The 23,249-nt window shown below is 66.5% G+C and carries 23 protein-coding genes; 10 read left to right on the forward strand and 13 right to left on the reverse strand.

Annotated elements, in window-relative coordinates; genetic code table 11:
• From prmA to WJ35_RS08820, 5 genes are all read left to right on the forward strand, one after another.
• Nucleotides 1-903, forward strand: coding sequence for a 50S ribosomal protein L11 methyltransferase (gene prmA / locus WJ35_RS08800; RefSeq protein WP_045566701.1), 903 nt, complete (start codon nucleotides 1-3; stop codon nucleotides 901-903).
• A 45-nt stretch (nucleotides 904-948) separates the two neighbouring features.
• Nucleotides 949-2,586 carry a DUF3426 domain-containing protein gene (locus tag WJ35_RS08805; protein WP_069239052.1) on the forward strand — a complete coding sequence of 546 codons (1,638 nt, stop codon included), beginning with the start codon at nucleotides 949-951 and terminating at the stop codon, nucleotides 2,584-2,586.
• Nucleotides 2,587-2,659: 73 nt separating this feature from the next.
• Nucleotides 2,660-3,163 (forward strand): thiol peroxidase, encoded by a 504-nt coding sequence (gene tpx, locus WJ35_RS08810; protein WP_060236311.1) that lies wholly within the window; start codon nucleotides 2,660-2,662, stop codon nucleotides 3,161-3,163.
• An 88-nt stretch (nucleotides 3,164-3,251) separates the two neighbouring features.
• Nucleotides 3,252-4,190, forward strand: coding sequence for a carbohydrate kinase family protein (locus tag WJ35_RS08815; protein ID WP_060236313.1), 939 nt, complete (start codon nucleotides 3,252-3,254; stop codon nucleotides 4,188-4,190).
• A 19-nt stretch (nucleotides 4,191-4,209) separates the two neighbouring features.
• The gene (locus WJ35_RS08820) at nucleotides 4,210-4,683 is read left to right on the forward strand and encodes a glycine zipper 2TM domain-containing protein (RefSeq protein ID WP_010091280.1); all 474 of its coding nucleotides are present in this window, start codon (nucleotides 4,210-4,212) and stop codon (nucleotides 4,681-4,683) included.
• 203 nt (nucleotides 4,684-4,886) lie between these two features.
• Here WJ35_RS08820 and WJ35_RS08825 read toward each other — a convergent pair whose 3' ends face one another.
• From WJ35_RS08825 to WJ35_RS08850, 7 genes are all read right to left on the reverse strand, one after another.
• Nucleotides 4,887-5,525, reverse strand: a complete 639-nt coding sequence (locus WJ35_RS08825; RefSeq protein ID WP_069239053.1) for a histone H1-like repetitive region-containing protein — start codon at nucleotides 5,523-5,525, stop codon at nucleotides 4,887-4,889.
• A gap of 28 nt (nucleotides 5,526-5,553) precedes the next feature.
• Nucleotides 5,554-5,880: a hypothetical protein gene (locus WJ35_RS29775; protein ID WP_010091277.1), complete on the reverse strand. Its 327-nt coding sequence runs from the start codon at nucleotides 5,878-5,880 to the stop codon at nucleotides 5,554-5,556.
• 82 nt (nucleotides 5,881-5,962) lie between these two features.
• Nucleotides 5,963-7,174, reverse strand: a complete 1,212-nt coding sequence (locus WJ35_RS08830; protein ID WP_010091276.1) for a ribonucleotide-diphosphate reductase subunit beta — start codon at nucleotides 7,172-7,174, stop codon at nucleotides 5,963-5,965.
• Between the two features lie 363 nt (nucleotides 7,175-7,537).
• Nucleotides 7,538-10,510 (reverse strand): ribonucleoside-diphosphate reductase subunit alpha, encoded by a 2,973-nt coding sequence (locus tag WJ35_RS08835; protein WP_060236317.1) that lies wholly within the window; start codon nucleotides 10,508-10,510, stop codon nucleotides 7,538-7,540.
• A 450-nt stretch (nucleotides 10,511-10,960) separates the two neighbouring features.
• Entirely contained in the window at nucleotides 10,961-11,551 is a 591-nt protein-coding gene (gene ampD / locus WJ35_RS08840) for a 1,6-anhydro-N-acetylmuramyl-L-alanine amidase AmpD (RefSeq protein ID WP_010091274.1), read from the reverse strand.
• Nucleotides 11,548-11,865 (reverse strand): PP0621 family protein, encoded by a 318-nt coding sequence (locus tag WJ35_RS08845; protein ID WP_060236319.1) that lies wholly within the window; start codon nucleotides 11,863-11,865, stop codon nucleotides 11,548-11,550. Before WJ35_RS08845 ends, ampD begins: the two co-directional genes overlap by 4 nt.
• A 15-nt stretch (nucleotides 11,866-11,880) precedes the next feature.
• Entirely contained in the window at nucleotides 11,881-12,777 is an 897-nt protein-coding gene (locus tag WJ35_RS08850; RefSeq protein WP_010091271.1) for a cytochrome C assembly family protein, read from the reverse strand.
• Nucleotides 12,778-12,863: 86 nt separating this feature from the next.
• Here WJ35_RS08850 and ffh point away from each other — a divergent pair, with 86 nt between their 5' ends.
• The gene (gene ffh / locus WJ35_RS08855) at nucleotides 12,864-14,231 is read left to right on the forward strand and encodes a signal recognition particle protein (RefSeq protein WP_060236321.1); all 1,368 of its coding nucleotides are present in this window, start codon (nucleotides 12,864-12,866) and stop codon (nucleotides 14,229-14,231) included.
• A gap of 94 nt (nucleotides 14,232-14,325) precedes the next feature.
• Entirely contained in the window at nucleotides 14,326-14,877 is a 552-nt protein-coding gene (locus WJ35_RS08860; protein WP_010091269.1) for a hypoxanthine-guanine phosphoribosyltransferase, read from the forward strand.
• A gap of 77 nt (nucleotides 14,878-14,954) precedes the next feature.
• On the opposite strand, the gene WJ35_RS08865 is transcribed toward WJ35_RS08860, so the two are convergent.
• Complete coding sequence (locus WJ35_RS08865; protein ID WP_010091268.1) at nucleotides 14,955-15,557, reverse strand: MarC family protein; 603 nt, start codon at nucleotides 15,555-15,557, stop codon at nucleotides 14,955-14,957.
• Nucleotides 15,558-15,578: 21 nt separating this feature from the next.
• Nucleotides 15,579-17,315, reverse strand: a complete 1,737-nt coding sequence (locus WJ35_RS08870) for a proline--tRNA ligase (RefSeq protein WP_060236323.1) — start codon at nucleotides 17,313-17,315, stop codon at nucleotides 15,579-15,581.
• Between the two features lie 218 nt (nucleotides 17,316-17,533).
• Between WJ35_RS08870 and WJ35_RS08875 the strand changes: the two genes are divergently transcribed.
• The gene (locus WJ35_RS08875; protein WP_069239054.1) at nucleotides 17,534-18,181 is read left to right on the forward strand and encodes an RNA pyrophosphohydrolase; all 648 of its coding nucleotides are present in this window, start codon (nucleotides 17,534-17,536) and stop codon (nucleotides 18,179-18,181) included.
• 13 nt (nucleotides 18,182-18,194) lie between these two features.
• A complete protein-coding gene (locus WJ35_RS08880) occupies nucleotides 18,195-18,803 on the forward strand; it encodes a CNP1-like family protein (RefSeq protein ID WP_050791824.1) in 609 nt (202 codons plus the stop codon).
• An 83-nt stretch (nucleotides 18,804-18,886) separates the two neighbouring features.
• On the opposite strand, the gene proB is transcribed toward WJ35_RS08880, so the two are convergent.
• The 4 genes from proB to rplU form a co-directional block, all read right to left on the reverse strand.
• Nucleotides 18,887-20,005, reverse strand: a complete 1,119-nt coding sequence (gene proB / locus WJ35_RS08885) for a glutamate 5-kinase (protein WP_010091264.1) — start codon at nucleotides 20,003-20,005, stop codon at nucleotides 18,887-18,889.
• Nucleotides 20,006-20,096: 91 nt separating this feature from the next.
• Complete coding sequence (cgtA, locus tag WJ35_RS08890) at nucleotides 20,097-21,209, reverse strand: Obg family GTPase CgtA (protein WP_060236325.1); 1,113 nt, start codon at nucleotides 21,207-21,209, stop codon at nucleotides 20,097-20,099.
• A 173-nt stretch (nucleotides 21,210-21,382) separates the two neighbouring features.
• On the reverse strand, nucleotides 21,383-21,646 hold the full coding sequence (gene rpmA, locus WJ35_RS08895; protein WP_010091262.1) for a 50S ribosomal protein L27: 264 nt from the start codon (nucleotides 21,644-21,646) through the stop codon (nucleotides 21,383-21,385).
• A gap of 24 nt (nucleotides 21,647-21,670) precedes the next feature.
• A complete protein-coding gene (gene rplU, locus WJ35_RS08900; protein ID WP_006025184.1) occupies nucleotides 21,671-21,982 on the reverse strand; it encodes a 50S ribosomal protein L21 in 312 nt (103 codons plus the stop codon).
• Nucleotides 21,983-22,190: 208 nt separating this feature from the next.
• Here rplU and WJ35_RS08910 point away from each other — a divergent pair, with 208 nt between their 5' ends.
• The gene (locus WJ35_RS08910) at nucleotides 22,191-23,186 is read left to right on the forward strand and encodes a polyprenyl synthetase family protein (protein ID WP_010091260.1); all 996 of its coding nucleotides are present in this window, start codon (nucleotides 22,191-22,193) and stop codon (nucleotides 23,184-23,186) included.
• Nucleotides 23,187-23,249: the final 63 nt, after the last annotated feature.

Genomic DNA, 23,249 nt, shown 5'->3' on the forward strand with positions numbered 1-23,249 from the left:
ATGAGCTATCGCGAACTCGTCGTTGAACTGGCCCGGGAGCACGCGGAGGCGCTGTCCGACGCGCTGCTCGAGCTGGGCGCGCTGTCGGTGTCCGTCGAGGACGCCGACGCGGACACGCCTGACGAGCAGCCGCTGTTCGGCGAGCCGGGCCTCGTGCCCGAGCGCACCGCATGGCAGCACTCGCGCGTGATCGCGCTGCTGCCGCCCGAGCACGATCCCGCCGTGCTGCTCGCGGCGGCCGCGAACGACGTCGGCCTTGCGGCGACGCCGGCGTTCAGCGTGCGTGAAGTCGAGGAGCAGGACTGGGTGCGTCTCACGCAATCGCAATTCGAGCCGATTCCGATCGGCGAGCGGATCTGGGTCGTGCCGTCGTGGCACGATGCGCCCGATCCCGACGCGCTCGTGCTCGAGCTCGACCCCGGTCTCGCGTTCGGCACCGGCAGCCACCCGACGACGCGCCTCTGCATGGAATGGCTCGAGCAGTCGGTGCAGCCCGGCCAGTCGGTGCTCGACTACGGCTGCGGCTCCGGGATTCTCGCGATCCTCGCGAAGAAATGCGGGGCGAACCCCGTCGTCGGCATCGACATCGATCCGCAAGCGGTCGAATCGGCGCGGCAGAACAGCGAGCGCAACCGCGCGGACGTCACGTACGGCCTGCCGGATGCGTGCCCTGCCGGCGAATTCGACATCGTCGTCGCCAACATCCTGTCGAACCCGCTGAAACTGATGGCCTCGATGCTCGCGTCGAAGGTGAAGCCGGGCGGACGCATCGCGCTGTCGGGCGTGCTCGCGCGTCAGGCGGACGAAGTCGCGGCCGTCTATGCGCGCTATGTCGACATTTCGGTCTGGCGCGAGCACGAAGGTTGGGTATGCCTTGCCGGAACCCGGCGCGAAAGCCATTAGAATAGCGCTGTCCTTCACTCTGGCCAGCAGGCCGCCCGGCTCGACATGCTTCTTGCGACGCGCTGCCCCCATTGCGAAACCGTCTTCCGCCTGCAGCAGGAACAGCTCGTGCTGCACGGCGGGCTGGTGCGCTGCGGGCACTGCCGGCAGGTGTTCGACGCGACGCGCTCGCTCGTTCCCGAGCCGACGGTGAGGCAGGAGCCGACGTCGAGGGAAGCGGCGGCGGTTGGAACGGCTCCGGTTGGAACGGCTCCGGGTGAAGCGGCTCTGATCGAAGCAACGCCGATCGAAGCAACGCCGGTCGAAGCAACGCCGGTCGAAGCGGCGCCGATTGAAGCAGTGCCGGTCGACTTAGCGCCGATCGATGCAGCCCCGGTCGAAGCACCGCCGTCCTCATCAACGCCAGCCGCGTCGGCACCGGTCAACTCAGCACCGACTGAACCAACACCCACCGCACCAACACCGGCCGACGCCGTCAGCGACACGCCCTCCCCGACCTCACCGGCGCGGCTCTTCACCGCCGACCTGCCGGCGCACGCGGCGACGGATGGCAACTTCAGGCCTGCGGGCTGGGACATGTGGGCGCCGTGGCTCGACGCCGGCGTCGATCCGTCGCTGCTGCACAACGCGCACACCATTCGCGCCGAACCGCTCGTGCCGGTGACGCGGCAAGAAACCACGGACGCCGGCACCGTTCGCCAGACCGGCACGCCCGCGCCGATTTCGACGGATGCTGCCGAACGCCGCGTCGTCGAAGCGGCCGCATGGCCGGCCGAACCGGCTGCGGCACCGCACGACACCGACGCGTCTACCCTGCCAGCCGCAGAAACCGACCCACGCGAACCGCGCTTCATCGCACCTGCGCAATTGATCGAGCAAGCGGGCGCCGATCCCGTCGACCCGACCGCGCCCGCAAACGCAAACGCGGACGCGCACACGCACACGCACTTTCCGGAACCAGACGACGTTCCCCGCGAACCGCGGTTCGCCTTTACGCCGGCGCCGTCCGACGCAGCGCCCGACGACAGCCACGCTGCCGAGCGTGGCGTCGCGGCCGCTGACGAACCTGCAAACGCGCCCGACGACGCCCAGTCGGCGGCAAAGCCACCCGCCCAACCGGCCGTCCCGTTCCCCGCCGCACTCACCGAAGACGACCGCCCCCACTTCGAGGTGACGCGCGAGACCCGCGCGCCGCAACGACGCGGCATGCTCGCCGGTTTTTTCGGCGGCGTCGTCGCGGCCACGCTCGGCGTGCTGCTGTTCGCGCAGCTGGCGTGGTGGCAGCACGAATCCGTGATGATCTACTGGCCGGTCACGCAGAGCTGGTACCGTCAGGCGTGCGCGCCGCTCGGCTGCACCGTCACGCCGCCGCGCGCGATCGACGGGCTGCGGCTCGACGCGACCGATCTGCGCCAGATCGACGGCCCGCGCGTGCTCGAGCTGAAGGCGCCGTTGACGAACCGCTACCGCGTCGCGCTCGCGTATCCGTCGCTCGAGCTGACGCTGCTCGACGACACCAATCACGTCACCGTGCGCCGCGTGCTCGCCCCGCGCGATTACGTCCGGCCGGGCACGCCGATCAACGCCGGCTTGCCGGCCGGCGCGACGCAGACGATGATCGTCCGCCTCGAGACGAACGGCGCGCCCGCCTCGAATTTCCGCGTCCAGATCTTCTATCCGTGACGCCCCGCGGCGCGCTGACGCGCGCCGGTTTCAACCCGCGCGTCCTGGCGACGCGCTATTTCGGAGCACGAACATGAGCAAAGTTACGCTGGGTGGCAACCCGATCGACATCGCCGGCACGTTCCCGACCGTCGGTTCGCAGGCCCCCGACTTCTCGCTGGTCGGCAAGGACCTCAACGACCTGTCGCTCGCCAGCTTCGCCGGCAAGCGCAAGGTGCTGAACATCGTGCCGAGCCTCGACACCCCGACCTGCGCGACGTCGACCCGCAAGTTCAATGAAGCGGCGGCGTCGCTCGACAACACCGTCGTGATCGTCGTGTCGGCCGACCTGCCGTTCGCGGCGACGCGCTTCTGCACGACCGAAGGCCTCGCGAACGTGCTGACCGCGTCCACGTTCCGCACCGGCCGCGCATTCGCGAACGCGTACGGCGTCGACGTGACGAGCGGTCCGCTGAACGGCCTGACCGCGCGCGCCGTCGTCGTGCTCGACGCGCAGGACAAGGTGATCCACGCGCAGCTCGTCGGCGAGATCAAGGACGAGCCGAACTACGACGCCGCGCTCGCTGCGCTGAAGTAAGCCGTTCTCCCGCTCACCCCTGCCGCGCCGCGCCCTTTTCGCGCGGCGCTGTCACGCAGGGTCCCTCATTCCTACAGGAACGCACACCTTGGCTACGCTGATTTGCGGCTCGATCGCCTACGACTCCATCATGACCTTTGAAGGGCGGTTCCGCGAGCACATCCTGCCCGACCAGGTGCACCTCATCAACCTGAGCTTCCTCGTGCCGACGATGCGTCGCGAATTCGGCGGCTGCGCGGGCAACATCGCCTATGCGCTGCATCTGCTCGGCGGCGACGCGCGGATGATGGGCACGCTCGGCGCGCTCGACGCGCAACCGTATCTCGAGCGGCTCGACCGGCTCGGCATGCGCCGCGACCACGTTCGCGTGCTGCCCGACATGCACTCGGCGCACGCGATGATCACGACCGATCTCGACAACAACCAGATCACGGCGTTTCACCCGGGCGCGATGATGCAGTCGCACCTGAACCACGTGGGCGACGCGCCGGACATCACGCTGGCGATCGTCGGCCCGGACGGCTTCGACGGGATGGTGCAGCATACGGAAGAGCTCGCGAAGGCCGGCGTGCCGTTCGTGTTCGACCCGGGCCAGGGCCTGCCGCTGTTCGACGGCGCGACGCTGCGCCGCAGCATTGAACTTGCGACCTACGTTGCGGTCAACGACTACGAGGCCAAGCTGGTGAGCGACAAGACGGGATGGTCCGAAGACGAAATCGCCAGCCGGGTCGACGCGCTCGTCATCACGCGCGGCGAGCATGGCGCGACAATCCGCCACAAGCAGGGCGTCGAGCAGGTCCCTGTCGTGCCGGCCGAGCGCATCGCCGATCCGACGGGCTGCGGCGACGCCTTCCGGGGCGGTCTGCTGTACGGCATCGAAAAGGGCCTCGACTGGGCGACCACGGGGCGCCTGGCCAGCCTGATGGGCTCGATCAAGATCGCCCACCAGGGGCCGCAATCCTACTCGCTGACCCGCGCCGAAATCGACACACGCTTCGAGACTGCATTCGGCTACAGTCTCAAATGAATTTTGTGGGAGAGCAATAATGTTGACGAAGAACACCCTCACGCTCACGGCCATGCTGGCCGCCACGCTGACGCTGGCCGGCTGCTTCACGCCGCCGGGCTCGGCCGACGTCTATAGCGTCGGCCAGGCGCAGCGCGAACAGACCGTCCGCATGGGCACGGTCGAAAGCGTCCGCGCGGTTCGCATCCAGTCCGAAGGCGGCGGCAGTGCGATCGGCACGCTCGGCGGCGGCGCGCTCGGCGCGGTCGCGGGCAGCGCGATCGGCGGCGGCAAAGGCTCGATCATCACCGCGATCGCGGGCGGCCTCGCCGGCGCGGTCGCCGGCAATGCGATCGGCGAAAACCTCAGCACCGCGAACGGTGTGGAAATCACCGTGCGCCTCGACAACGGCGACCTGCGCTCGATTACGCAAGCGGCGAGCGGCGAGGCGTTCCGCGCCGGCGAACGCGTGCGGCTGCTGTCGAGCGGCGGCGTCACGCGCGTCACGCACTAACCGGCATCCTCAGCACGCGGCGCAAGCCGCGGTCGAACGCATGCGCGAAGCTGCGCATGCGTTTTTTTTCGCCTGGGCGTCCCGTGCTGCCGCGTGCGGACGAAAAAAATCCCGCCACCCAGACCAGGTGGCGGGACCGATTGAGTAGCGCTACTCAACCCGCGGACACCGCGTGAGTGTCCGGGTGGCAAAGCGATCCGCGATTACGGACGGCTGCCGGTCGGGAACGGCCATGCTGCTGCCGGGTTGAGCGCGGTCTTCACGCCCGATGCCGGCGCAACCGACGCCGTCGACGCGGTCGTCGCCGGTGCGGCCTTCTTCACGACTGCCTTCTTCGGAGCCGCAGCCTTCTTCGCCGGCGCAGCAGCCTTCGGTGCGGCGGCAGCCTTCGGCGCAGCGGCCTTAGGTGCAGCAGCCTTCGGTGCGGCAGCCTTCTTCGCCGGCGCAGCAGCCTTCTTGGCGGGCGCTGCCGTCTTCGCAGCGGCCTTCTTCGCGGGCGCTGCGGTCTTCGCAGCCGCCTTCTTCGCCGGTGCCGCCTTCTTCGCAGCGGCCTTCTTCGCCGGTGCGGCCTTCTTCACCGCAACCTTCTTCGCTGCGGCCTTCTTCGCCGGTGCCGCCTTCTTCGCAGCAACCTTCTTCACCGCGACCTTCTTCGCAGCAACCTTCTTCACTGCAGCGGCCTTCTTCGCTGCTGCCTTCTTCGCTGCGGCCTTCTTCGCCGGTGCCGCCTTCTTTGCAGCAACCTTCTTCACGGCGACCTTCTTCGCAGCAACCTTCTTCACTGCAGCGGCCTTCTTCGCAGCTGCCTTCTTCGCAGCCGGTTTCTTCTTGGCAGTAGCCATGTTTTTCTCCTTCAGGTTCAGATGAGAGTCAGTTCAAACTACACCCTTCGTCAAAACCCGCTTCCCGCGGACGCTGTTCAGGACGTGCGCTTCGAAGCGGGCTATTCATCGGCGTACGCGGATACCACACGCTTACGCTAATGAATACGGTATGGCGCGCGTGACCACCGGGCCTCGCGCGCCAAATCAAGTCGGTGGCCGGCGCGCCACGCGCCGCCACCCCAGATCGCTTGATCAAGCGGACCGCCACACGGCGGTTCGCTTTTTCCGGAGGGAAGTTTGCCCATCCCACTGAAGGGTTCGCAAAGTGCCTGTCATGTCGTTGGGCCGTTAAGGCACCGGGCGTGCTTTGCATCAGGCGTTCTTGCTCCTAAACCTTGCGCCGGCGCCGTGAGGCGGCCGGCTTCTCGTCGTCGTGACGGAGTCGCTGCTGCGGGTCATTCCCAGGACAGCGCGCCCCCCGTCTGATACTCGATCACTCGCGTCTCGAAGAAGTTGCGCTCCTTCTTCAGGTCGATCATCTCACTCATCCACGGGAACGGGTTTTCCTCGTTCGGGTACAGCGGATCGAGGCCGATCTGCTGGCAACGGCGGTTGCAGATGAAGCGCAGATAGCTCTTGAACATCGACGCGTTCAGACCCAGCACGCCGCGCGGCATCGTGTCCTCTGCGTAGCGGTATTCGAGATCGACAGCCTGCTTGAACAGCTCGCGAATCTCCGCGCGGAACTCCGCGGTCCACAGATGCGGATTCTCGAGCTTGATCTGGTTGATCAGGTCGATGCCGAAATTGCAGTGCATCGACTCGTCGCGCAGGATGTACTGATATTGCTCTGCAGCACCCGTCATCTTGTTCTGGCGGCCGAGCGCGAGGATCTGCGTGAACCCGACATAGAAGAACAGGCCTTCCATGATGCAGGCGAACACGATCAGCGACTTCAGCAGCTTCTGGTCCGCTTCGAGCGTGCCGGTCTTGAAGGCCGGGTCCGTCAGCGTATGGATGAACGGGATCAGGAATTCGTCCTTCGCACGGATCGACGCGACCTCGTGGTACGCGTTGAAGATCTCGCCTTCGTCGAGACCGAGCGATTCGACAATATATTGGTACGCGTGCGTGTGGATCGCCTCTTCGAACGCCTGGCGCAGCAGGAACTGCCGGCACTCGGGCGCCGTGATGTGGCGGTACGTGCCGAGCACGATGTTGTTCGCCGCCAGCGAGTCGGCCGTCACGAAGAAGCCGAGGTTGCGCTTGACGATGCGGCGCTCGTCCTCGGTCAGCCCGTTCGGATCCTTCCACAGAGCGATGTCGCGGGACATGTTGATTTCCTGCGGCATCCAGTGGTTCGCGCAACCGGCCAGATACTTTTCCCACGCCCACTTGTACTTGAACGGCACCAGCTGATTGACGTCAGTCTGGCCGTTGATGATGCGCTTGTCGGCGACATTCACGCGCGCTTCCGAACCGGCAGCGGGAGCAGCCGATGCGTGCGGTGCGACCGCGAGATCGCCTTCGAAAATGTCACGAGCCTGTTGGGCGGCAGGCGCTGCGGCCTGCATTCCGACAGCCATTCCTGCGGGGGTGCGCATCGCATTCTGCTGCGCTCCGCTCGCGGGAGTTACGGCAGTCTTCTCGTCATCCCAGTTGAGCATAAATTCTCACCATCAATTTAGAACGGTTTGTACCATCTTTTCCTGAGCGATAAAAGGGCTCGCTCACGAAAAATCCCTTTTTCGATTCGCGTTGCGACCTCGATACAACACTTTGAGCAACGCATCGTCGTTCATGCAGCGCGCGACGTGTGTCGCACATGTATCGCGAGGTGCGCTCGACGCATCGAACGCGGATCGAAACGTGACGCCGTCGGGGCTGCTTCGATCGCTTGTCACTGCCTGCAACGCGCTTGCCGCGTTACAGATTCCTTATCATTTTTTTAGTTGAGAGCGGCGCGCACTTCAACCTTTATCGGTTGCCGTGCACGCCGCCCGGAGCCCTGCCGAGTCAGTCGCGCCGCGTTACTGGCACGCTTCGCACTCGTCGAAGCCCGGGTCGCCCGGACGCATCATGCATACCGGACCTTCCGCCTCGACCGGCGCAGCATTCACCGTGCCCGCTGCCGACGCGTCGCCTCCCGTTGCGCCGAAGCCGCCTGCCGCGCCCTGCGCGCCGCCCGCACCACCGCTCGTCGGCACCGCGTTCAGCGCGCCGTGCGCGACCGTCGACTTCTCGACGTGCGTCGCCGCCATCGTGCGCAGGTAGTACGTCGTCTTCAGGCCGCGCAGCCACGCGAGCTTGTAGACCTCGTCGAGCTTCTTGCCCGATGCGCCGCCCATGTAGATGTTCAGCGACTGCGCCTGGTCGATCCACTTCTGACGGCGCGACGCCGCCTCGACCAGCCACGTCGGATCGACCTCGAATGCGGTCGCGTAGATCGCGCGCAGGTCGGCCGGAACGCGGTCGATGCGCGACAGCATGCCGTCGAAGTACTTCAGGTCGGCGACCATCACCTCGTCCCACAGGCCGCGCTCCTTCAGGTCGCGCACCAGGTACTCGTTGACCACCGTGAACTCGCCCGACAGGTTCGACTTCACGTACAGGTTCTGGAAGGTCGGCTCGATGCATGCCGACACGCCGATGATGTTCGAGATCGTCGCCGTCGGCGCGATCGCGACGCAGTTCGAGTTGCGCATCCCGTGCGCGGCGATCCGCGAACGCAGCTCCGACCAGTCGAGCGACTCGGACGTATCGACCTCGACGTAGCCGCCGCGGGCTTCCGTCAGCAGCTTCAGCGTGTCCTGCGGGAGGATGCCGCGATCCCACAGCGAGCCGCGGTAGCTCGAGTAGCGGCCGCGCTCCTCGGCCAGCTCGGTCGACGCGTAGTACGCGTAGTAGCAGACCGCTTCCATCGAGCGGTCGGCGAACTCGACCGCCGCTTGCGACGCGTACGGCGTGCGCAGCAGGTGCAGGCAGTCCTGGAAGCCCATGATGCCCATGCCGACCGGGCGGTGCTTCAGGTTCGAGTTGCGCGCCTTCGGCACCGCGTAGTAGTTGATGTCGATCACGTTGTCGAGCATGCGCATCGCGACGCTGACCGTGCGCTTCAGCTTGTCGTGGTCGAGCGCGTAGCTGCCGTCCGCCTGCTTCACGAGGTGGGCGACCAGGTTCACCGAACCCAGGTTGCAGACCGCGATCTCGGTGTCGCTGGTGTTCAGCGTGATTTCCGTGCACAGGTTCGACGAGTGGACGACGCCGACGTGCTGCTGCGGCGAGCGCACGTTGCACGGGTCCTTGAACGTGATCCACGGGTGGCCCGTTTCGAACAGCATCCCGAGCATCTTGCGCCAGAGCTGCTGCGCCGGGATCTTCTTGAACAGCTTGATCTCGCCGCGAGCGACCTTGTCCTCGTACGCCGTGTAGGCCGTCTCGAACTCGGCGCCGAACTTGTCGTGCAGGTCCGGGCAGGTCGACGGCGAGAACAGCGTCCAGTCGCCGCCTTCCATCACGCGCTTCATGAACAGGTCGGGAATCCAGTTCGCCGTGTTCATGTCGTGCGTGCGGCGGCGATCGTCGCCGGTGTTCTTGCGCAGCTCGAGGAATTCCTCGATGTCGAGGTGCCACGATTCCAGGTACGCGCAAACCGCGCCCTTGCGCTTGCCGCCCTGGTTGACCGCGACCGCGGTGTCGTTGACGACCTTCAGGAACGGGACCACGCCTTGCGACTTGCCGTTCGTACCCTTGATATGCGAGCCGAGTGCGCGCACGCGGGTCCAGTCGTTGCCGAGGCCGCCGGCGAACTTCGACAGCAGCGCGTTTTCCTTCAGCGCCTCATAGATGCCGTCCAGGTCGTCCGCGACCGTCGTCAGGTAGCACGACGACAGCTGCGAGCGGTGGGTGCCCGAGTTGAACAGCGTCGGCGTCGAGCTCATGAAGTCGAAGCTCGACAGCACGTTGTAGAACTCGATCGCGCGCGCTTCGCGGTCGATCTCGTTCAGCGAGAGGCCCATCGCGACGCGCATGAAGAACGCCTGCGGCATTTCGATGCGGCTGCCGTCGACGTGCAGGAAGTAGCGGTCGTACAGCGTCTGCAGGCCGAGGTAGCCGAACTGCAGGTCGCGGCTCGCGTCGAGCGCGTCGCCGAGGCGCTTCAGGTCGAACTGCAGCAGCTTGTCGTCGAGCAGGCCGGCGTCGACGCCGCGCTTCAGGAACTGCGGGAAGTACTCCGCGTAGCGGGTCGACATCTCGGCCTGAACCACTTCCTCGCCGAGGATCTCGCGGCGGATCGTGTGCAGCAGGATGCGGGCCGTGACCTGGCTGTACGCCGGGTCCTTCTCGATCATCGTGCGTGCTGCCAGGATCGCCGAGTCGTAGACCTGGCTCATCGGCACGCCGTCGTACAGGTTCTTCACCGTCTCCGCGACGATCGGGTCAGGGTTAACCGCAGCGCCGAGGCCGTCGCACGCGGACACGATCAGCGCGCGCAGCGCGTTCAGGTCCAGCGGACGGGTCACGCCGTTGTCGACGACGTTGATGCCGCCGGCCGATTCGACCGCCGGCGCTTCCTCGCCCGCGTGCTGGCGCTCGAGGTGACGCTTCTCGCGGTACAGCACGTACGCACGCGCGACGTTGTGCTCGCCGCCGCGCATCAGCGCGAGCTCGACCTGGTCCTGGATGTCCTCGATATGGAACGTGCCGCCGTTCGGACGGCTGCGCACGAGCGCACGCACCACGTTGTGCGTCAGCTGCTCGACCAGTTCGCGCACGCGTGCCGAGGCCGCGCCCTGCCCGCCGTTCACGGCCAGGAAAGCCTTGGTCACCGCGATCGCGATCTTCGACGGCTCGAACGACACCACGCTGCCGTTGCGGCGGATCACCTTGTAGTCGGCGAACGTGGCCTGCGGCGCGAGCGCCTGCGCGCCTTGTTCGGTCCCGCCGAGAGGACGGCTCGATGCGCTCTCGTATTGGGACGTCGCGTTGTCGGTGGTTTGCATGTGCAAAGCTCCTGGTGTTGGGTGATGCGGGGGGAACCGCGGATTAAAACGATCGCTGCGCAATGCGGTGCGCGAGCGGTAAGACGCGAGCGACGCGTCGGGAAAGCCGGTTCGGCCGATGCGCGACAACCGAGCCGGTCGTGTGCTTCGTCATGTGTCCTGCGCCCCGTCGACACTTGCTGCGCTGATCGCGACGCCCGGACCGCCGGCCTGACGCGTCGCCCTGAGAACTCTTTCCGCCGGCGTTGCCCGCCGGTCCGTGCCGCCCGGGTTTTCCCCGCGGCACACACTATATCTAGTGCAGAACTACTCAACTGGCACCAAGTATAGTGGACATTCGGACGACGTCCAACCGGAGAATTTGCGATGGAGCCCTTGACATCGCGAACGGTCAGACGCGACAAGGCATTCGCCGGAAAAATAGTTCTCGCGCGTCAAAAAACCCCGCGATCAGTGCTGCCGGAAAGGAAAGTATTCGGCAGAAAAGCCGGTATCGCTTGCGAAGCGTTGCCAATCGAAGTGCGGGCCGGGGTCGGTCTTGCGGCCCGGCGCGACATCGGAATGCCCGGCGAACGCGTCGACCGGATAGCGGGCTGCGAGCCCGCGCGCGAGCGTGCCGAGGGTCGCGTACTGGGCGGCTTCGAACGGCACGTCGTCCGCGCCTTCGAGCTCGATGCCGATCGAGAAATCGTTGCAGCGCGGCCGGCCGAAGAACTCGGACGCGCCCGCGTGCCATGCTCGCTCGTCGCATGACACGAACTGCACGAGCTCGCCGTCGCGACGGATCAGGAAATGCGCGGACACCCGCACGCCGCGCAGGTGGGCCTGGTAATAGGGATGCGCGTCGCAGTCGAGACGGTTCAGGAACAGCGCCTCGATCGCGTCGCCGCCGAATTCGCCGGGGGGCAGGCTGATGTTGTGGACGACGACGAGCGTCGGCACCGCACCCGCGGGCCGCGCCTCGAAGTTCGGCGACGGCGCATGGCGCGCGTCGCGCACCCAGCCGTTCGCGTCGATCGACAGGAACCGCGCGCCGCTCATCGCGCGCCGCGGTCGTTCGTGCGCGCGGCGTGGCGCTGCGCGTGCTCGGCGCTGCAGAAATACTCGCCGCGCGCGACGACCGCGTCGCCCTTCGGCGCGTGCACGCCGCACTCGGCGCAGCGCACCATCGGCTCGGGAAGCGGCTGCGCGCCGCCCGCGCGCTCGGCGCCGCCGTAGCCTTGCGCACCGGCGCCCGGCCCCGCTTCGCGACCGGCGTCCTGCCCGGTTCGCGCTTGCGCCTGCGCCTGGCGCAGCTTGCGCGCGACCCACGAGGTCGCGAAGAACACGAGGATGAGGAGAAGAATCTGTCGCATCGCGAATCAGCCCGGTCAAACCACGGAGCGGTGCAGCAGCACCTCGAAAACGAACCGGCTGCCGACATACGCGAGCAGCAGCGCGGCGAACGACACGAGCACCCAGCGCGCGGCGCCCCGCCCGCGCCAGCCCGACGTCCTGCGCGCGACCAGCAGCCCGCCGAACATCAGCCAGGACAGGATCGCGAACACGGTCTTGTGGTCGAGCCGCATCGCGCGCGCGTCGACCTGCTCGCTGAACAGGATCCCGGACGCGAGCGTCAGCGTGAGCAGCACGAAGCCCGCGCCGATCAGGCGGAACAGCAGCTTCTCGAGCGTGAGCAGCGGCGGCAGCGTTTCGAGCCAGCTCGCGATCCAGCCCGTCGAGCCGTCGCGCCCGCCGCTTCGGAGCGACTGCAGGCGCCGCTCGACCATCAGCATCAGGATCGCGTGCAGCGCCGCGATCGCGAACAGGCCGTACGCGATGTTCGCGATCAGGAAGTGCAGCTTGAACAGCGGCGCTGCGGCATAAGGCAGCACCCGCACGCCGCCGAACACCAGCGGCAGCAGCGACGCGCCGCACGCGAGCGGCAGCACGAGCAGCCGCAGGCTGTCGAGCGGGAAGAAGAAGCTCTCGATCCAGTAGATGCCGGCGCCGAGCCAGAACATCGCGGACAGCGCGAACGCGAAGCCGAACACCATCGCGTCGTGCGGGAAGATCGTCATGTGGAGCAGCACGCCATGCGCGACGAGCGCGGCGAACAGCAGCGCGCGGCCGGGCCCGCTCATCCCGGAGGCGGCGGAAGCCGGAACCGGCACGGCCGGCACGCTCGCGACGAGCGGCGAGCCCGCGCCTTGGCGGTGCGTGCGCCAGCCGGCAACGGCGAGGCCGCCGTACAGGAATGCGGTGAGGGCATACAGTACAATATCCATGTTCGAAGTTTACACTAGGCCCCCTTCCCGCGACGGCTCCCTTGTTGAGTTCCGCCGCCTTCGGGCCCCACTGTCCATCGCTCCCCATGCTCGACAATCTCACTCAACGGATGGCGCGCGTCGTCAAGACGCTGCGCGGCGAGGCCCGGCTCACCGAGGCGAACACCCAGGAGATGCTCCGCGAGGTGCGCCTCGCGCTGCTCGAGGCCGACGTCGCGCTGCCCGTCGTCCGCGAATTCATCGCCAAGGTCAAGGAAAAAGCCCTCGGCGAGGAAGTGATCAGCAGCCTGTCGCCGGGCCAGGCGCTCGTCGGCGTGGTCCAGAAGGAGCTGACCGCCGTGATCGGCGGCGACTACGAGGGCAAGGCCGCCGAGCTGAACCTCGCCGTCACGCCGCCCGCAGTGATCCTGATGGCCGGCCTGCAGGGCGCGGGCAAGACCACCACCTCCGGCAAGCTCGCGAAGCTGCTGCGCGAGAAGTACAAGAAGAAAGTGCTGACGGTGTCGTGCGACGTGTACCGCCCCGCCGCGATCATGCAGCTGAAAACGGTGAGCGAACAGGTCGGCGCCGACTTCTTCCCGTCGACGCCGGACCAGAAGCCGGTCGACATCGCGCTCGCCGCGGTCGACTGGGCGAAGCGCCACTACCATGACGTGCTGATCGTCGACACGGCCGGCCGTCTCGGCATCGACGAAGCGATGATGCAGGAGATCGCCGCGCTGCACGCCACGCTGAATCCCGCCGAAACGCTGTTCGTCGTCGACGCGATGCTCGGCCAGGATGCGGTCAACACCGCGAAGGCGTTCAACGACGCGCTGCCGCTCACCGGCGTCGTGCTGACCAAGCTCGACGGCGACTCGCGCGGCGGCGCCGCGCTGTCGGTGCGCCACATCACCGGCAAGCCGATCAAGTTCGTCGGTGTCGCCGAGAAGCTCGACGGCCTCGAGATCTTCCACCCGGACCGGATGGCGAACCGGATCCTCGGCATGGGCGACATCCTCGCGCTCGTCGAGGAAGCGCAGCGCGGCGTCGACGTGCAGGCCGCGCAGAAGCTCGCCGACAAGGTGAAGAAAGGCGGCGACTTCGACCTGAACGATTTCCGCGCGCAGATCTCGCAGATGAAGAACATGGGCGGCCTGTCGTCGCTGATGGACAAGCTGCCCGCGCAGTTCCAGCAGGCGGCCGCCGGCGCCGACATGGGCCAGGCCGAAAAGCAGATCCGCCGGATGGAAGGGATCATCAGCTCGATGACGCCCGCCGAACGCGCGAAACCCGAGATCATCAAGGCAACGCGCAAGCGCCGCATTGCCGCCGGCGCGGGCGTGCCGGTGCAGGAAGTCAACCGGATGCTGAACCAGTACGACCAGATGCGTACGATGATGAAGAAGCTGAAGGGCGGCAACATGCAGAAGATGATGCGCGGCCTGAAGGGCATGATGCCCGGCCTGCGCTGATTCCGCCCGTCGGCCGGCGCGCGGGTTTTTGCTGTAGCGCGCGCCGCCCGATCTGCTTCATTCTTATTTGTATACCGACTGCCCGCCAGAACTCATGAACCGCGAAGAAGCCCTCCACATTTTCGAACACTCCGAAGAGATCGTCTCGGCGGACGCCGTCAACGCGTCGATCGCCCGGATGGCCGACGCGATCCGCGCCGAGATCGGCGACGCGTTCCCGCTCGTCCTCTCGGTGATGGGCGGCGCCGCGGTGTTTACCGGGATGCTGCTGCCGCATCTCGATTTCCCGCTGGAATTCGACTATATCCACCTGACCCGCTACCGCAACACGACGCAGGGCAGCCCGGAGATGCACTGGCGCGTCGCGCCGCGCGAATCGGTGAAGGACCGAATCGTGCTCGTGCTCGACGACATCCTCGACGAAGGCGAGACGATGGCCGCGATCCGCGACCGCATTCTCGACATGGGCGCGACGCGCTTCATGTCCGCCGTGCTGTGCGAGAAGACGCTCACGAAGGCCAAGCCGCTGCACCCGGATTTCTGCGGCTTCGCCGTGCCCGACCGCTACGTGTTCGGCTGCGGCATGGACGCGAAGGGCTACTGGCGCAACCTGCCGACGATCCGCGCACTGACCGCGAACGCCTGACGCCCGCGCGGTCCGCACAAAAAAAGCGGCGCTCCGGTTCTTCCGGAGCGCCGCCTTTACGTTGGGGCGTCGCCGCGCTACAGCTGGTGCACGAATACGCGGACGCCGCCCAGCATCATCTCGACCGAGATCGCGACGAGCACGAGGCCCATCAGCCGCTCGAATGCGGCGACCGTCCGCTCGCCGAGCCATTGCTGGATCCGCTCGGCCAGCACCAGCGTGACCGCGCAGACGATCATCGTGACCGTCAGCGCGCCCGCCCACTCGAGCATCTTGCCGGGCGCCTGCGACGTCAGCAGCATCACCGTCGCGAGCGCCGACGGTCCGGCCAGCGCCGGAATCGCCAGCGGCACGATGAACGGCTCGCCGCCGGCGCGCGGATCGTTGCCGAGCGCGCCGTCCGGATGCGGGAAGATCATCCGCAGCGCGATCAGGAACAGCACGATGCCGCCGCCGATGCGCAGCGACAGGTCGGTGAGGTTCATCATCCGCAGGAAGCGGTCGCCCACGACCATGAAGAACAGCAGGATCACGAACGCGATCCCCACTTCGCGCAGGATCAGCTTCACGCGCCGCTCGCGCGGCACACTCCGCATCGCCGAGATGAACAGCGGAATGTTGCCGAGCGGATCGGTGATCAGCAGAAGGAGCACGGTGGCCGACAGGAAGGTGTATTCCACCGTGTCCCCCGGTCGGCCGGCTTAGCGCGCGAGCGCGGCGCGGACCTTCTCCACGACCGTTGCCGCGGCCGTGTCGGCCGGCAGCAGCGTCGCTTCGGCGTCGCGGCGGCACTGGTACTCGAGCTTGCCTTCCTTCAGGCCGCGCTCGCCGATCACGAGGCGATGCGGCACGCCGATCAGCTCCCAGTCGGCGAACATCACGCCCGGGCGCTCGCCGCGATCGTCGAGGATCACGTCGATGCCGGCCGCGGCCAGCTCAGCGTACAGCTTGTCGGTCGCTTCGCGCACCGCGTCGCTGCGGTCGTAGCCCATCGGGCACAGCACGACCTCGAACGGCGCGATCGACTCCGGCCAGATGATGCCGCGGTCATCGAAGTTCTGCTCGATCGCCGCGCCGAGAATGCGCGTGATGCCGACGCCGTAGCAGCCCATCAGCATCGGCTGCGGCTTGCCCGACTCGTCGATGAACGTCGCGCCCATCGCTTCCGAGTACTTGGTGCCGAGCTGGAACACGTGGCCGACCTCGATGCCGCGGCAGATGTCGATCACGCCCTTGCCGTCCGGCGACGGATCGCCCTTCTGCACGTTGCGGATGTCGGCGACTTCCGGCTCCGGCAGGTCGCGGCCCCAGTTCACGCCGGCGATGTGGTAGTCGACTTCGTTCGCGCCGACGACGAAATCGCTCATGTTCGCGACCGTGCGATCGGCGATCACCTTCACCGGCTTCTTCGTGCCGATCGGGCCGAGGTAGCCCGGCGGCGTGCCGAACCACTCGACGATTTCCTGCTCGGTCGCGAAGCGGTGATTGCTCAGGCCCGGCAGCTTCGATGCCTTGATCTCGTTCAGATCGTGGTCGCCGCGCAGCATCAGCAGCCAGATCGTCGGCTCGGCGCCTTCGTTGTCGGTCGCGAGCACGATCGACTTGATCGTGCGCGCGAGCGGAATCCCCATCAGCTCGGCGACGGCCTCGCACTTCGCCTTGCCCGGCGTCGCGACCTTCGCCATCGGCTCGGCGGCCGCGGCGCGTTCGGCGATCAGCGGCAGCGCTTCCGCCGCCTCGATGTTCGCCGCGAAATCGGAGCTCGGGCAGTACGCGATCGCGTCCTCGCCGGTGTCGGCGATCACGTGGAACTCGTGCGAGAAGTTGCCGCCGATCGAGCCGCTGTCGGCCGCAACCGGACGGAACTCGAGACCGAGGCGCGTGAAGATGCGCACGTACGCGTCGTACATCTTGCGATACGACTCGGCGAGGCCGTCGGCATCCTTGTCGAACGAGTACGCGTCCTTCATGATGAACTCGCGGCCGCGCATCACGCCGAAGCGCGGACGGATCTCGTCGCGGAACTTCGTCTGGATCTGGTAGAAGTTCACCGGCATCTGCCGGTAGCTCCTGATCTGGTTGCGCGCGATGTCGGTGATCACTTCCTCGTGCGTCGGCCCGATCACGAACTCGTTGTCCTTGCGGTCCTTGAAGCGCAGCAGCTCGGGACCATACTGCTCCCAGCGGCCCGACTCCTGCCACAGCTCGGCCGGTTGCACGGCCGGCATCAGGAGCTCGATCGCGCCGGCCCGGTTCATTTCCTCGCGCACGATCGCCTCGACCTTGCGAATCGAGCGCAGGCCGATCGGCAGATAGTTGTAGATGCCGCCGGCGACGCGGCGGATCATGCCGGCGCGCACCATCAGCTTGTGGCTGACGATCTCTGCGTCGGCGGGTGCTTCTTTCAGGGTGCCGATAAAGAAACGGGAAGCTTTCATGCGGACGGTTCCAAAAACGGCGCCCCCAGGCGGGGCGCCCGAAAAAGATTCAAGGTGAAAAAGCTGCGCGCGGTGAACGACGATCGCGCAGATGACTTGGCAGACAAATCAGGGACAGCTCAACTGGCGCGCCCGGCGCGGATTCGCTCCGTTACGGTGCGCGGCGCCCGTTATCTGTTTATAATCAAAGCAATTTTAAAGGATTCGAAGGTGGTTGTATGCTGGATCGTGAAGGCTTTCGCCCGAACGTCGGCATCATCCTCTTGAACGCGCGCAACGAGGTGTTTTGGGGCAAGCGGCTCCGCGAGCATTCCTGGCAGTTTCCTCAAGGTGGGATCAAGTACGGCGAGACCCCCATGCAGGCGATGTACCGGGAGCTGCACGAGGAAACCGGCCTGCACCCGGAACACGTCAAGATAATCGGCCGCACTCGCGACTGGTTGCGTTACGAGGTGCCTGACAAGTTCATCAAGCGTGAAGTACGCGGTCATTACCGCGGCCAGAAACAGATCTGGTTCCTGCTGCGGATGGTAGGACGCGATTGCGACATTTGCTTGCGCGCGACCGATCACCCGGAGTTCGATGCGTGGCGCTGGAACGAGTACTGGGTGCCGCTCGATGCGGTGATCGAGTTCAAGCGGGATGTTTATCAGTTGGCGCTGACGGAACTGTCGCGCTTCCTGCGCCGCCCGGCGCAGCGGGCCGACAAGCCGCGGGGTCCGCGTCCCTTGCGCTATCCGCGCGTCGTGGAATCGCAGCCCCGGCAGGCGTTGACGGTTGTCGACACATCGGTGGTCTGTTCCGAGATCGAAGTGGAAGCGAGCACGCTCGACGAGACGCCTCCTCGCCTGATCCTCGGCGAATGACAAGTCGGACTGCATGACCGGGCGCGACCTTGGTGTCGCGCCCTTTTTTTACGAGGAATGCATATTGAAAGCGATTGCTCTCGCGCTCACGTCGATCGCCGCAGCGGCTGTGCTGGCCGGTTGCGCGCATTCGAATTCGCCGACCAACAAGGATGACGGCACGTTCGTCTATCTGCTGGACCGCCAGGGGGAATGGAAGGAAAACAAGGTCGACACGCTGCCCGCGCTGCCAACGCCGGGCGACCTGCTGTCGTTCAACGTGTCGCAGAACACGCCGCTCAAGTTCTTCGTCGACGCGAAGTCGCTGGCGGTCGGCACCGACGGCATCGTGCGGTATACGGTGGTCGTCACGAGCCCGGCCGGCGCGCGCAACGTCAATTACGAGGGCATCCGCTGCGACACGTATGAATGGCGCCAGTATGCGGGCCTCAATTCGGATCACGACGGCTGGGACCGCACGGTCGAGAACGACTGGCGCCGCATCGAGAACGGCGAGCTGAACGCATATCACGCGGCGCTCTACCAGGACTACTTCTGCGCGAACAAGATGCCGCTGGGCACGACGCAGTCGATCCTCGAGAACATCAAGTATCACCGCACCGCGCTGAATCAGCTGCGCTGATCGCGCCGACCGGCCGAAGCCGCCATGCAAAAAGCCCGCGTTTCGCGGGCTTTTGCGTATCGACGGTCACCGGGCCTGACAGGTCACACGAGCACCAGGTTGTCGCGGTGAATCAGCTCCGGCTCCATCATGTAGCCGAGCACCGCTTCGATCTCGCCGCTCGGCTTGCGCTGGATCAGCTTCGTTTCCGCGCTGCTGTAGTTGGTCAGCCCGCGCGCGACTTCGCGCCCGTCGGGCCCGACGCAGGCGATCACCTCGCCGCGCGCGAACACGCCCTGCACGTTGACGATGCCGATCGGCAGCAGGCTCTTGCCGCCCGCCGTCAGCTTCTCGACCGCGCCGGCGTCGATCACGACATGCCCGCGCACCTGCAGGTGATCGGCCATCCACTGCTTGCGCGCCGCCATCCGCGCCGTGCGCGCGATCAGCTGCGTGCCGATCGCCTCGCCCGCCGCGAGGCGCGCGAGCACGTCCGGCTCGCGCCCGCTCGCGATCACGGTGTTCGCGCCGCTGTGCGCCGCGCGCTTGGCCGCGAGAATCTTCGTCAGCATGCCGCCGCGGCCGAGGCTCGACCCCGCGCCCCCCGCCATCGCCTCGAGTTCGGGTGCGCCGGCATTCGCTTCCGCGACGAGCGTCGCGGCCGGGTCCTTGCGCGGATCGGCGGTAAACAGGCCGGACTGGTCGGTGAGGATGATCAGCGCATCGCCTTCGATCAGGTTCGCGACGAGCGCGCCGAGCGTGTCGTTGTCGCCGAACTTGATTTCGTCGGTGACGACCGTGTCGTTCTCGTTGATGATCGGCACGACGCCGAGCCGCAGCAGCGTGAGCAGCGTCGAGCGCGCGTTCAGGTAGCGTTCGCGGTCCGCGAGGTCGGCGTGCGTGAGCAGGATCTGCGCGGTGCGGATCCCGTGCTCGGAGAAGCGGCTTTCATAGACCTGGGCGAGCCCCATCTGCCCGACCGCGGCAGCGGCCTGCAGTTCGTCGATCTCGCGCGGACGCTTGCTCCAGCCGAGCCGCTGCATCCCTTCCGCGATCGCGCCCGAACTGACGAGCACCACTTCCTTGCCCTGGTCGCGCAGCGCGGCGATCTGGGCGGCCCAGCGGCCAATTGCGGCATGATCGAGCCCCTTGCCGTCGTTGGTCACGAGGCTGGATCCCACCTTCACCACCAGTCGCTTCGAATCCGCGATGATCGAACGCATCGTGCGCTGTCTCCTGTATGTGATGCCTGGCCTGGCCGGGCGCGATTGAATTCCGGCGCCGGGCGGCTCGCGCCCGACGCGCACCCGCCGCTCAGGCGTCGGCGTCCGATGCCGTCTGCCCGTCGCGCGCGGGCGTGTCGCGGAAGCGCACGTCCGCCGCCAGGTCTTCCGCCTCGGCCGCGCGATGCGCGTCCGAATGCTCCGCGAGGTAGTCGTAGATCGCGTAGCACAGCGCCTCGCAGCCCTGGCCGGTCAGCGCCGAGATTTCGAACACCGGGCCGTCCCAGCCGAAACGCTCGAGGAAATCCGCGACGCGCGCCTCACGCTCGTCCTCCGGCACCATGTCGAGCTTGTTGAGCACGAGCCAGCGCGGCTTCTCGTAGAGCGACTCGTCGTACTTGCGCAGCTCGCCGACGATCGCCGTCGCCTCCGCGACCGGATCGACGCTTTCGTCGAACGGTGCAAGATCGACAAGATGCAGCAGCACCCCGGTGCGCTGCAGGTGGCGCAGGAACTGATGCCCGAGGCCGGCGCCTTCGGCCGCGCCCTCGATCAGCCCGGGAATGTCGGCGATCACGAAGCTCTTGCTCGGCCCGACGCGCACGACGCCGAGATTCGGGGCCAGCGTCGTGAACGGATAGTCGGCGATCTTCGGCTTCGCGTTCGACACCGACGAGATGAATGTCGACTTGCCCGCGTTCGGCATGCCGAGCAGGCCGACGTCGGCCAGCACCTTCAGCTCGAGGCGCAGCATCCGCCGCTCGCCCGGCTTGCCGTCGGTCTTCTGGCGCGGCGCGCGGTTCGTGCTCGACTTGAAATGCAGGTTGCCGAGGCCGCCCGCACCGCCCTGCGCGAGCATCACCTTCTGGTCGTGCTCGGTCAGGTCGGCGATCAGCTCGCCCGTGTCCATGTCGGTGATGACCGTGCCGACCGGCATGCGCAGCGTGATGTCGTCGCCGCCCTTGCCGTAGCAGTCCGAGCCGCGGCCGTTCTCGCCGTTGCGCGCCAGGTGCTTCTTCGCGTAACGGTAGTCGATCAGCGTGTTGATGTTGCGGTCGGCGATCGCATAGACGCTGCCGCCCCGGCCGCCGTCGCCGCCGTCCGGCCCGCCGAACGGAACGAATTTCTCGCGGCGCATCGACGCGCTGCCATCGCCTCCGTCTCCGGCGATGACTTCGATTCGCGCTTCGTCAATGAACTTCATTCGTTACTCCGCCCAGTATTTTCGCTATTGTGCCGCGCTCCGCCGCGCTTGAACAATCGGCCGTCCGGCCAACCGCCGCGACCGGCCGCCCGCGCTTGCGCAGCGACAAAATAAAAAAGGCCCCGCGACAAGTGCGGGGCCTTTCGGCTACGAAGCCCGTGGGGTGCCTGAACTTAGGCAGCCGCCGGGACGACGATGACCATATGCTTCTTGTCCGCGCCCTTCGTCGCGAACTTCACGTGGCCGTCGACCAGCGCGAACAGGGTGTGATCCTTGCCCATGCCGACGTTCTCGCCAGCGTGCATGCGGGTGCCGCGCTGACGCACGATGATGCCGCCGGCGTTGATCGCCTGGCCGCCGTACACCTTCACGCCGAGACGTTTCGACTCGGAGTCGCGGCCGTTCCGGGAAGAGCCGCCTGCCTTTTTGTGTGCCATCTGATTGCTCCTTTACCGAGGCGCTTACGCGTTGATCGCGTCGATGCGCAGCTCAGTGTAGTTCTGGCGGTGGCCGCCGTGCTTTTGGTAGTGCTTCCGGCGACGCATCTTGAAGATGGTGACCTTGGCATGACGACCGTGCGACACAACGGTGGCCTTGACGGAAGCCCCACTGACCAGCGGCGTACCGAACTTAATCGATTCGCCTTCGCCCACTGCGAGAACCTGGTCGAGCGTGATTTCAGCGTCAATGTCAGCCGGTATCTGTTCTACTTTCAGTTTTTCGCCAACGGCAACCTTGTACTGCTTGCCGCCGGTTTTTATGACCGCGTACATTGAGAACCTCACTCTGGATCCTTTTTCCGCACACCACGCGCGGAAAAGGCGTGATTATACAGAGAGTTAGCATCGCTGTCAAAGCCGATCGACGATTGCCGCGCCGGCCCCTCGGCCGGATGGCCAAAATCGCGCCCGCGGCGCGCGCGACAGACCGGGACGCGGCGGATTCGACTTATAATCCGCCGCATCACCCAATTCCATGATCATGTCGTCGTCCACCGCCTCCCCCACCCTCAGCGCCGCCCACCTGCTCGCCCCGATCGCGAGCGACATGGAGCAGGTGAATCGCGTCATCCGGCAAAGCCTCGCGTCCGACGTGGTGCTGATCAACCAGATCGCCGAGTACATCATCGGCGCGGGCGGCAAGCGGCTGCGGCCGGCGCTGCTGCTGTTCGTCGCGGGCGCGCTCGGCGAGACGTCGCACCAGCGGCACGTGCTCGCGGCCGTCGTCGAATTCATTCACACGGCCACGCTGCTGCATGACGACGTCGTCGACGAATCCGAGCTGCGGCGCGGCCGCCAGACGGCCAATGCGCTGTTCGGCAATGCCGCGAGCGTGCTGGTAGGCGACTACCTCTATTCGCGCTCGTTCGAGATGATGGTCGGCGTCGGCAAGATGCGCGTGATGGAGATCCTGTCGGAAGCGACGACGATCATCTCCGAAGGCGAAGTGCTGCAGCTGCTCAACATGCACGACGCGGACGTCGACGAGGCCCGCTACATGCAGGTGATCCGCTACAAGACGGCCAAGCTGTTCGAAGCGTCCGCCCGGCTGGGCGCGGTGCTCGCGGGCGCCGACGCGACGACCGAGGCCGCCGCCGCCGAGTACGGGCGCCGCATCGGCACCGCGTTCCAGATCATGGATGACTGGCTGGACTACGCAGGCACCGCCGAGGCGATGGGCAAGAACGCCGGCGACGACCTGCGCGAAGGCAAGCCGACGCTGCCGCTCATCTACCTGATCGAGCGCGGCACGCCCGAACAGGCCGCGCTGGCGCGCGAGGCGATCGAACAGGGCGGCACCGACCGTTTCGAAACGATTTTCGACGCGATCACGCGCTCGGGCGCGCTCGACCACACGCTCGAATGCGCGCGGCAGGAAGCGCAGGCCGCGGCGGCCGCGATCGCCGCGTTTCCGGATTCCGTTTACAAGGAAAGCCTGCTCGAGCTGTGCTCGTATTCGACGTCGCGGCAGTCGTAAAACACGCCGCGCACGGGACGCAATACCCTGCCCCGAAAAAATTTCTTCGCCAGGGTATTCCCT

This window comes from Burkholderia ubonensis (assembly GCF_001718695.1).
Lineage (GTDB): Bacteria > Pseudomonadota > Gammaproteobacteria > Burkholderiales > Burkholderiaceae > Burkholderia > Burkholderia ubonensis_B.

What these genes read in the sequence shown, in the direction of transcription:
- prmA (WP_045566701.1), top strand. Translation starts at nt 1, where the DNA reads ATGAGCTATCGCGAACTCGTCGTTGAACTGGCCCGGGAGCACGCGGAG.
- WJ35_RS08805 (WP_069239052.1), top strand. Translation starts at nt 949, where the DNA reads ATGCTTCTTGCGACGCGCTGCCCCCATTGCGAAACCGTCTTCCGCCTG.
- tpx (WP_060236311.1), top strand. Translation starts at nt 2,660, where the DNA reads ATGAGCAAAGTTACGCTGGGTGGCAACCCGATCGACATCGCCGGCACG.
- WJ35_RS08820 (WP_010091280.1), top strand. Translation starts at nt 4,210, where the DNA reads ATGTTGACGAAGAACACCCTCACGCTCACGGCCATGCTGGCCGCCACG.
- WJ35_RS08825 (WP_069239053.1), bottom strand. Translation starts at nt 5,525, where the DNA reads ATGGCTACTGCCAAGAAGAAACCGGCTGCGAAGAAGGCAGCTGCGAAG.
- WJ35_RS29775 (WP_010091277.1), bottom strand. Translation starts at nt 5,880, where the DNA reads ATGCAAAGCACGCCCGGTGCCTTAACGGCCCAACGACATGACAGGCAC.
- WJ35_RS08830 (WP_010091276.1), bottom strand. Translation starts at nt 7,174, where the DNA reads ATGCTCAACTGGGATGACGAGAAGACTGCCGTAACTCCCGCGAGCGGA.
- WJ35_RS08835 (WP_060236317.1), bottom strand. Translation starts at nt 10,510, where the DNA reads ATGCAAACCACCGACAACGCGACGTCCCAATACGAGAGCGCATCGAGC.
- ampD (WP_010091274.1), bottom strand. Translation starts at nt 11,551, where the DNA reads ATGAGCGGCGCGCGGTTCCTGTCGATCGACGCGAACGGCTGGGTGCGC.
- WJ35_RS08845 (WP_060236319.1), bottom strand. Translation starts at nt 11,865, where the DNA reads ATGCGACAGATTCTTCTCCTCATCCTCGTGTTCTTCGCGACCTCGTGG.
- WJ35_RS08850 (WP_010091271.1), bottom strand. Translation starts at nt 12,777, where the DNA reads ATGGATATTGTACTGTATGCCCTCACCGCATTCCTGTACGGCGGCCTC.
- ffh (WP_060236321.1), top strand. Translation starts at nt 12,864, where the DNA reads ATGCTCGACAATCTCACTCAACGGATGGCGCGCGTCGTCAAGACGCTG.
- WJ35_RS08860 (WP_010091269.1), top strand. Translation starts at nt 14,326, where the DNA reads ATGAACCGCGAAGAAGCCCTCCACATTTTCGAACACTCCGAAGAGATC.
- WJ35_RS08870 (WP_060236323.1), bottom strand. Translation starts at nt 17,315, where the DNA reads ATGAAAGCTTCCCGTTTCTTTATCGGCACCCTGAAAGAAGCACCCGCC.
- WJ35_RS08875 (WP_069239054.1), top strand. Translation starts at nt 17,534, where the DNA reads ATGCTGGATCGTGAAGGCTTTCGCCCGAACGTCGGCATCATCCTCTTG.
- WJ35_RS08880 (WP_050791824.1), top strand. Translation starts at nt 18,195, where the DNA reads ATGACCGGGCGCGACCTTGGTGTCGCGCCCTTTTTTTACGAGGAATGC.
- proB (WP_010091264.1), bottom strand. Translation starts at nt 20,005, where the DNA reads ATGCGTTCGATCATCGCGGATTCGAAGCGACTGGTGGTGAAGGTGGGA.
- cgtA (WP_060236325.1), bottom strand. Translation starts at nt 21,209, where the DNA reads ATGAAGTTCATTGACGAAGCGCGAATCGAAGTCATCGCCGGAGACGGA.
- rpmA (WP_010091262.1), bottom strand. Translation starts at nt 21,646, where the DNA reads ATGGCACACAAAAAGGCAGGCGGCTCTTCCCGGAACGGCCGCGACTCC.
- rplU (WP_006025184.1), bottom strand. Translation starts at nt 21,982, where the DNA reads ATGTACGCGGTCATAAAAACCGGCGGCAAGCAGTACAAGGTTGCCGTT.
- WJ35_RS08910 (WP_010091260.1), top strand. Translation starts at nt 22,191, where the DNA reads ATGTCGTCGTCCACCGCCTCCCCCACCCTCAGCGCCGCCCACCTGCTC.